Here is a 7,444-nt window from a genome sequence, read left to right on the forward strand (position 1 = left end):
ATGATTGCGACCGACATGGCCACGCCCCTCACCGCGCCGGAGCGGCGGTCCCCCACCGCAGCCCGTCGTCGCCCCCCAGGTGCTCCCCGGCCGTCGGCGTCCCGCGCCCCGCGGGACCCCGGCCGGGCGCGCAAACGCGCCCTGCACCCGGTGCGGCGCATCGTGATCGGCGTCCTCATCGGCGCGGTGACCATGCTGGGCGTGACCCTGCTCGACCGGTTCGCCGACACGTCGGTACCCGTGCTGAGCACGCTCGCGACGCTGCCCGACCCGGCCGCGGCCGAGGCCCGCAGGCTGGCCGACCTGCCGCCCCCGCCCGCGGAGGCCGGCACCTGCCTGAACTGGACGCGCCCCGACGCGGCCGACACCGTCGCCGTCCCGTGCGCGCAGCCGCACCGGTTCGAGCAGGCCGGCTCGGTGCAGGTCACCGACCAGGCCGCGCTGCCCGACGACCGCACGTGGCGCCGGCTCGTCGGCGAGCGCTGCACCCCGATGGTGACCGCCTACCTGGGCGACAAGTTCGACCAGGACGGCAGGTTCCGGGTCGGCGCGCTCAAGCCGTCGCAGGCCAGGTGGGCCGAGGGCGAGCGGTCCATGCGCTGCGGGCTGCAGACCAACACCAAGAGCGGCAGCTTCCTGCCGATGTCCGGCAAGGTGGCCGAGCAGGACCAGTCCAAGGTCGAGGCCGCCGGCACGTGCCTCGCGATCGACGGCCGCACCGTCGGCGACCCCGTGTCGTGCGCCGGGCCGCACGCCGTCGAGACCGTCGGCATCGTCGACCTGACCGAACAGTTCAAGGACGGCACGTACCCGTCGGTCGACGACCAGGACAAGTTCCTGCAGACCAGGTGCGGCGAGATCGCCGCCCAGTACGCGGGCAGCGCCGACGCCATCGCCCAGAAGAAGCTCACGGTCTACTGGGACAACGTGGCCGAGCAGTCCTGGCAGGTCGGCTCGCACAAGGTCAACTGCAACCTGGCCGCCCTGCTGCCCGACCGCAGCGGGTTCGCCCCCGTCACCGGCACGGCGAAGGGCCCGGTCACCGTCGCAGGCACCCCGGCCCCGCCCACCGATGCGGCCGCCCCGTCCTCGCCCGGCGCCCCCGCCGACGGCTCCACCGCACCCACCAGCCCGGTCGACGCCCCGCCCCCCGGCACCACCGCCGAGCCGCCACTGCCCATCCCGACGCAGGTGCTGCCGCTGCCCGGCACCGGCGGCGGGGGCGGCAACACCTGAGCCCGATGGCCGTCGAGATGAGTCGCCGCCGCTTCGAGGAACTGGTCGGCGACGCGCTCGACGCCATCCCCCGGGAGCTGGCGTCGGCGATGGACAACGTCGTCGTCCTCGTCGAGGCGCGCCACCCCGACGACGAGACCCTGCTCGGGCTCTACGAAGGCGTCGCGCTCACCGAGCGCACCACCGACTACGCGGGCGTCCTGCCCGACCGGATCACCCTGTTCCAGGACGCGATCCTCGACATCTGCGACGACGAGGACGACGTCGTCCACGAGGTGGCCGTCACCGTCGTGCACGAGATCGCGCACCACTTCGGCATCGACGAGGACACCCTGCACCGCCTCGGCTGGGGCTGAGCCCCCACCCGCCACGGCCGTCAGCCGGTGGCGCCCGCCGTGACGTCACCCGCGAGGGTGGGGCCGCTGTCCCACAGCTGCAGCGTCCAGCCCGTGTCCGACCCCGGGTCACGCACGAGCACGACCCGTCCCGTGTTGGGCACGTAAGCCGTCTCGACGGTGTCACCCAGCAGCGCGCCCGCCAGGATGCGGATCGTCGCACCGTGGCTGACCAGCACGATCGCCGACCCGGGCGGCAGCTCGTCCGCCGCCGCGGCCAGCTCGTCGACGACGGGCAGCCCGCGCTCCCGCACGTCCGCCGCCGACTCCCCGCCCGGCATGCTGCGCGCCAGGTCGCCACCCCACCACGCGTCGTACACGTCCTCGAAAATGCGACGGGAGTGCGCGTCGGCGGCACCCTCCAGATCGCCCACCGATATCTCGTGCACACCCTCCAGGACCGTCACCGGCAGGCCGTGCGCCGCGGCGACGGGCGCGGCCGTCTCCTGCGCGCGGGTCGCCTTCGACGCGAACACCGCACGGACCGGCCAGTCGGCGAGCAGCCCCGCGACGGAACGGGCCTGCGCATGGCCACGCTCGTTCAGCGGGTAGCCGGGCAACGCCGTGTCGAGCAGGTGGCCCGCGTTGGCGTCGGTCTGGCCGTGACGCACCAGCACCAGCCGCAGCCCGTCGACGGGGACCTCCGGCAGGTCCTCGTCGACCGCAGTGTCGACACCGGCCTCCGCGTCCGTCCCGATCGTGCCCGTCATCCGTGTCCTCCAGACCGCAACGCCGCCAGCCACTCCTGGGCCGCGGCGAACTCCGCATCACCCGCCGTGCTCATCGGCACGGCCGGGGCGCCCGGGCCACGATGCGACCCGTTCCCCTCGACCCCCGCAGCCCGAGGGTACGAGCCGAGGTAGCGGACCTCGTCGCAACGGCGGTGGAGTGCGGCCAACGCCTCACCCATCGCCGGCTCCGCGACGTGGCCCGTGCAGTCGAGGTGGAACCAGTACTCGGCGTGGCGGTGCTTGATCGGGCGCGACTCGATGCGCGTCAGGTCGATCCCACGGACCGCCAGCTCCGTGAGCAGCCCCAGCAGCGACCCCGGGCGGTTCTCCGTCGTCGCGGCCAGCGTCGTACGGTCGCTGCCCGTCGGCGCCGGAGGTGCCGACGGCGGCGCGACCAGCACGAACCGGGTCACCGCTCCCGGGTTGTCGGCGATGTCGCGCACCAGTGCCTCGAGGCCGTGCCCGGTCGCGGCGATAGGGGCGCACGCCGCCGCGTCGATCTCCCCGCGTGCCACCTGGGCCGCAGCCTCCGCCGTCGACGTCGAGGTGCGGACCTCGGCGCCGGGCAGGTTCGCCGCGATCCAGCCGCGCGTCTGCGCGATGCCGTGCGAGTGCGACGAGACCGTGCGGATGTCGGCGACCCGGGTGCCCGGCCGCACGGCCAGCACGAAACCCACGGGGATGACGACCTCACGCACGATGACCAGCGGCGGGTCCTCCACCAGCCCGTCGAGCACCGGCGGCACCGCGCCCTCGACGGAGTTCTCGATCGGGACGCAGCCGGCGTCGGCACGGCCCTCACGCACCGCGGCCAGGACGGCCGGGTTGCCGGGACAGGGCAGCAGCTCGGCGCCGACGGACTCGGGGAGGGTACGCAGCGCCTGCTCGGTGAAGGTTCCGGCCGGGCCCAGGAACGCGAGTCGGGGCACGTCGCGACCCTATCCACGCGCCACCTGCCGACCGCAGGCGGTCTCGTCCGCCGTTCGGCGACACGGGCTGCTCCGTTCGACGCAACTTGCGAACCGCACACCGCGGCCGCTCGTAGTTCCGAACGAGGCGGCGTCGCCGCGACGGAGGAAGGGGGTCCGTCGAGGGGGGGCCGCCTCGCCTCTCCGTGTCCTGCCGGACCGCTCGTCAGGGTTGCTCGTCATCGGTCGCTTGTCAGCGGTCGCTTGTCAGCGGTCGCTTGTCAGCGGTCGCTTGTCAGCGGTCGCTTGTCAGCAGTCGCTTGTCAGCAGTCGCTCGTCAGCAGTCGCTCGTCAGCAGTCGCTCGTCAGCGGTCGCTCGCCGGGGCCCACTCGCCGAGGCCCACTCGCCGAGGGCCGCTCGTCAGGCCGCGAGTGCTCCCAGGGCGGCGACCTCGTCGCGGCCCGCGCCGCAGCGCGCCAGCACCCGGCGCACCGCCTCGTTCTCCCCGCCGCCCAGCTCGCGGGTCGCGGCCACGAGCTCGTCGGCATCCGTCGACGTCAACGCCGCGACCACGTCGCCGCCGTCGACCGCCCGGGCCGCCGCGACCAGCAGGTTCAGGATGCCGTGCTGCGTCGTACCCGTCTCGTCGACGGAACGGACCAGGCGGCTCAGCCCGACCACCGCGACCGCCCGCCCCGTCTCGGCGGCGATCCCGAGGAACCGCTGCACCTCCTCGACCGCGGGGACGTCGGACGGGCGCGGACCGCCGCAGCGCAGCTTCGGCTCGCATTTGTTCTCGGCGACCCGGCGCACGGCGTCGAGCCACACCGCGACGTCGTCGGGATCCCCGGTGATGGGCCGCCGGGGCTCGACGACCGCCGTCACGTCGTCGGGCACGAACTCCGCGACCCGCTCCAGCCAGACCGGATCGAGGTCGACCGGAGCCGACGTCTCCACCGTGCGCGGGATGAGCAGCGTGGCGCGCGAGAACACCGTCGACAGCGCCTTCGGGACCGACCCCAACCCACTGTCGACGACGAGCGCCAGCTCCACCGGCGCGGCCGGCGCGGAGCGCGCGAGCTCGGTCACCAGCGGCGAGAGCCGCGAGACGGGACAGACGAGACGGCCCAGCAGACCGCCGTGGTCGCCGTCGCGGGTGTCGAGGTAGCCCTCGACCACGGTGTCGACCCCGAGTCCGCCGCCCGTCCGGAGCAGGCTCGTGTCGTCGACGAACGAGGCGAACAGCGGAGGGACCGACCCGGGAGCGGCAGAGCTGCCCGATGGCACGGTCGTCACGGGTCCACACGCTAACCGTCGGCCCGCGCGCGCCGGACAAGGGGGCAGGCGCCGCGGGAAGTCCTGGACACCCGTCGATCTCCAAGATAACTTAGCCTCACCTAACACAGAGGAGACCGACGTGGGGACGACCAGGCTCCGGCGACCGCCGACGCCAACGGACGCCGAGCGCGCCCGCAGCCTCACCACCCGAGGTGGGCGCGCCGCGCTCGTCGGCACCGGTGGGCCCGAACCCGTCGTCCCCGTGTACCACCACGTGCTCGCCGACGGCTCCGCGATCCTGCTCCTCGACGAGCACTCCACCATCGTCGAACAAGCCCGCCTCGACCCACGCGGCGAGATCCCGGTGATGCTCGAACTCGCCGACTACGCAGCCGTCGACCTGCGCGAACCCGTCCGCGCCCTCCTGTGGATCACCGGCTGGCTACGCGTCCCCGCCGACGACGAAGCCCGGCACGCCGCCCTCCACGCCGCCGACGCACGCCCCCATCACCGGCTGCTCGACCTCGGCCACGGCGCCACCCTCGTCCGCATCGACCCCGGCTCCGCCGTCCTCGCCGACGCCGAAGGCACCGCCTCCCTGGCCCCCGTCGAGCTCGCCGCCGCCTACCCCGACCCGTTCTGCATGCTCGAGGAACGCTGGCTCAGTCACCTTGAAGACGTCCACCCCGAGGTGTTCATCTCCCTCGCCCGGCACCTGCCCGCACCGCTGCGCGCCACCCCCGGCGCCCGCATCCGGCCCCTCGGCGTCGACCGCTGCGGCATCCGCCTGCGCATCGAGACACCCACCGGCGACCACGACGTCCGGCTCGCCTGGCCCCAGGAGGCCACCACCGTCCAGGAGCTGCGCACGCAGCTCACCGCGCTCGTCGGCTGCGGCTACGGCAGGCCCGCCGAGGAACTCGACGCCAGCTACGCCGGCGAGGAACAGCAGGGCTGAACCACACACGCCACCAACCACCGGCCAGGGGGTCGGACGCGGCAGGCCGCCGCCGGGAACGTCAGCCGGCGGCGGCCTGACGGCTCTCGATCTGCTTCGTGACCTTGCGCTCGGCCACGAACGACGCGATCGGGATCGTCCCCGCCAGCAGGATCAGCAACGCCGTCACCGGCCGCCACCGGACACGCTCGGCCAGCACGAGCGTGCACACGATGTAGATCATGTACAGCCATCCGTGGATGATGCCGATGACCGTCGTCGGACCCGGAATGTCCCAGATGTACTTGAGCGGCAACGCCACGAACGTCAGCAACAACAGGCCGATGCCCGTCACCCAGGCCGCGATCCGGTAGATCAGCAACCGCGGGCCGACCGGCCGCATCGGCGCCTGCTTGCTGGTGTCGGCGGGCACGCTCACGCCTCCGAGTGTACGGACGGAGCCCCCGCAGCTCCGGCCAGGTCAGCGGCCCCGGTCGTGCTCGGCGAGCTTCGCCAGCATCCGGTTGTAGGCGGCCAGCTGCGGGTCCTCGTCCTCGTCCGCCGGCTCGGGCGCCCTGCGGCGCACCCCGAACGGGCCCTCCCCGTCCTCCGGCTCCTCGACCACCACCGGCGCAGCCGCCGCGGGCGCCGGCTCATGGACCTCCTGCACCGGCTCCGCCTCCGCAGGCGGTGCCGCCTGCTCGTCGACATCCTTACCCGCGATCCGACGCGCCTCCAACCGCAGGAAACGCCACCACATCACGCCGAAGAAGATCGCGAACACCGGCCACTGCAACCCGTAGCCGACATTCAGGGCCGAGCCCATCGCCGACCCCGCACGACCCCACTGCCACGCGGCGAGGAACGCGCACGTGCCCATCGCGCCGAGGGTCAGGACGTGCCAGACCCACCAGCGGGGGGACAACGCGAGGCGGAGCACGAGGCCAGGATACGTGTCCCGGTAGCGTCGGCTCCCGTGCCCGACGGCCTCCGCAGCTGGCTCGCCCCGCCCACCCCCACCGGCCCCGGATCCGGGGCGATCGAGGACCCCGCCCGCCGCAAGCTCGTCGTCACCGAGATCCTCGTCGTCCTCACCGTCACGCTCGGCCTCTCGGCCCTGCGGTCCGCGCTGTCGCTGATCGACTCCCTGCTCGCCACCACCCCCCTCTCCGAGCAGCAGGTCGCCCTCAACGCCCCCGCCGCCGCGGCCACCCTCGTCGACCTCGCCCTGCAGCTCACCCGGGTCCTGCAGCTCGTCGGCTGGGGCTCCCTCGGCGCCTACCTGCTGCTGCGCGCCGGGTTCGGCATGCGCGACGTCGGCCTCGACGCCCGCCGCCCCGCCCGCGACGCCGCCGCCACCGCCGGGCTCGCCGCGATCATCGGCATCCCCGGCCTCGGCCTCTACCTCATCGCCCACGCCATCGGCGTCAGCCTCACCATCGCCCCGACAACGCTCACCGACACCTGGTGGCGCATCCCCGTCCTCGTCGCCTCGGCCCTCGCGAACTCCTGGGCCGAGGAGATCGTCATGATCGGCTACCTGCTGACCCGGCTGCGGCAGCTCGGCTGGTCCCCCAACCGCTCCCTGCTCGCCGCCGCCGTCCTGCGCGGGGCCTACCACCTCTACCAGGGCTTCGGCGGGTTCCTCGGCAACCTGATCATGGGGCTGGTCTTCGGCCGCTACTGGCAACGCACCGGCCGCCTCTGGCCCCTGGTCGCCGCCCACGCCCTCATCGACGTCGTCGCCTTCGTCGGCTACGGCCTGCTCAAGGGCCACGTCTCCTGGCTGCCGTAACTCTTGGGGTGCGGCGCGCCGGACAAGGTACAGCCGCCCGGCCGGACGCAGCCGACGGCCCCCGCGCGCCTTGTCCGGTCGACGCACATCCCGCAGCCCGGGCTGTGTCCCTGCGGCCCCCGACCGCCCACGACGCGCGGGCCGGCACGCGGGTCGAACCGTC

At 73.8% G+C, this 7,444-nt stretch carries 9 protein-coding genes; 4 read left to right on the top strand and 5 right to left on the bottom strand.

Annotation, left to right across the window (positions count from 1 at the left end; translation table 11 throughout):
* Positions 1-15: 15 nt before the first annotated feature.
* Both PSU4_RS15335 and PSU4_RS15340 read left to right on the top strand, forming a co-directional pair.
* A complete protein-coding gene (locus PSU4_RS15335; RefSeq protein WP_186816968.1) occupies positions 16-1,236 on the top strand; it encodes a septum formation family protein in 1,221 nt (406 codons plus the stop codon).
* Positions 1,237-1,241: 5 nt separating this feature from the next.
* Positions 1,242-1,592 (top strand): metallopeptidase family protein, encoded by a 351-nt coding sequence (locus PSU4_RS15340; protein ID WP_147108447.1) that lies wholly within the window; start codon positions 1,242-1,244, stop codon positions 1,590-1,592.
* A 20-nt stretch (positions 1,593-1,612) separates the two neighbouring features.
* Here PSU4_RS15340 and PSU4_RS15345 read toward each other — a convergent pair whose 3' ends face one another.
* The 3 genes from PSU4_RS15345 to PSU4_RS15355 form a co-directional block, all read right to left on the bottom strand.
* Positions 1,613-2,341 (bottom strand): histidine phosphatase family protein, encoded by a 729-nt coding sequence (locus tag PSU4_RS15345; RefSeq protein ID WP_246115133.1) that lies wholly within the window; start codon positions 2,339-2,341, stop codon positions 1,613-1,615.
* Positions 2,338-3,291 carry a prephenate dehydratase gene (gene pheA, locus PSU4_RS15350; protein WP_147108450.1) on the bottom strand — a complete coding sequence of 318 codons (954 nt, stop codon included), beginning with the start codon at positions 3,289-3,291 and terminating at the stop codon, positions 2,338-2,340. The genes PSU4_RS15345 and pheA overlap by 4 nt, the downstream gene beginning before the upstream one ends.
* A gap of 400 nt (positions 3,292-3,691) precedes the next feature.
* On the bottom strand, positions 3,692-4,567 hold the full coding sequence (locus tag PSU4_RS15355) for a hypothetical protein (protein ID WP_147108452.1): 876 nt from the start codon (positions 4,565-4,567) through the stop codon (positions 3,692-3,694).
* A gap of 121 nt (positions 4,568-4,688) precedes the next feature.
* Between PSU4_RS15355 and PSU4_RS15360 the strand changes: the two genes are divergently transcribed.
* A complete protein-coding gene (locus tag PSU4_RS15360; protein ID WP_147108455.1) occupies positions 4,689-5,507 on the top strand; it encodes a DUF2470 domain-containing protein in 819 nt (272 codons plus the stop codon).
* Between the two features lie 61 nt (positions 5,508-5,568).
* Here the strand turns inward: PSU4_RS15360 and PSU4_RS15365 are convergent, their stop codons facing one another.
* Both PSU4_RS15365 and PSU4_RS15370 read right to left on the bottom strand, forming a co-directional pair.
* Positions 5,569-5,925 carry a DUF3817 domain-containing protein gene (locus PSU4_RS15365; protein WP_246115134.1) on the bottom strand — a complete coding sequence of 119 codons (357 nt, stop codon included), beginning with the start codon at positions 5,923-5,925 and terminating at the stop codon, positions 5,569-5,571.
* A gap of 42 nt (positions 5,926-5,967) precedes the next feature.
* The gene (locus tag PSU4_RS15370) at positions 5,968-6,426 is read right to left on the bottom strand and encodes a hypothetical protein (protein WP_147108459.1); all 459 of its coding nucleotides are present in this window, start codon (positions 6,424-6,426) and stop codon (positions 5,968-5,970) included.
* 36 nt (positions 6,427-6,462) lie between these two features.
* On the opposite strand from PSU4_RS15370, the gene PSU4_RS15375 reads away from it, so the two are divergent.
* The gene (locus PSU4_RS15375) at positions 6,463-7,281 is read left to right on the top strand and encodes a CPBP family intramembrane glutamic endopeptidase (RefSeq protein WP_147108462.1); all 819 of its coding nucleotides are present in this window, start codon (positions 6,463-6,465) and stop codon (positions 7,279-7,281) included.
* Positions 7,282-7,444: the final 163 nt, after the last annotated feature.

The sequence above is a fragment of the Pseudonocardia sulfidoxydans NBRC 16205 genome, assembly GCF_007989085.1.
Lineage (GTDB): Bacteria > Actinomycetota > Actinomycetes > Mycobacteriales > Pseudonocardiaceae > Pseudonocardia > Pseudonocardia sulfidoxydans.

Bases quoted from the DNA above. Each gene is read 5' to 3' on its own strand.
- PSU4_RS15335 (WP_186816968.1), top strand. From the start codon at position 16: ATGGCCACGCCCCTCACCGCGCCGGAGCGGCGGTCCCCCACCGCAGCC.
- PSU4_RS15340 (WP_147108447.1), top strand. From the start codon at position 1,242: ATGGCCGTCGAGATGAGTCGCCGCCGCTTCGAGGAACTGGTCGGCGAC.
- PSU4_RS15345 (WP_246115133.1), bottom strand. From the start codon at position 2,341: ATGACGGGCACGATCGGGACGGACGCGGAGGCCGGTGTCGACACTGCG.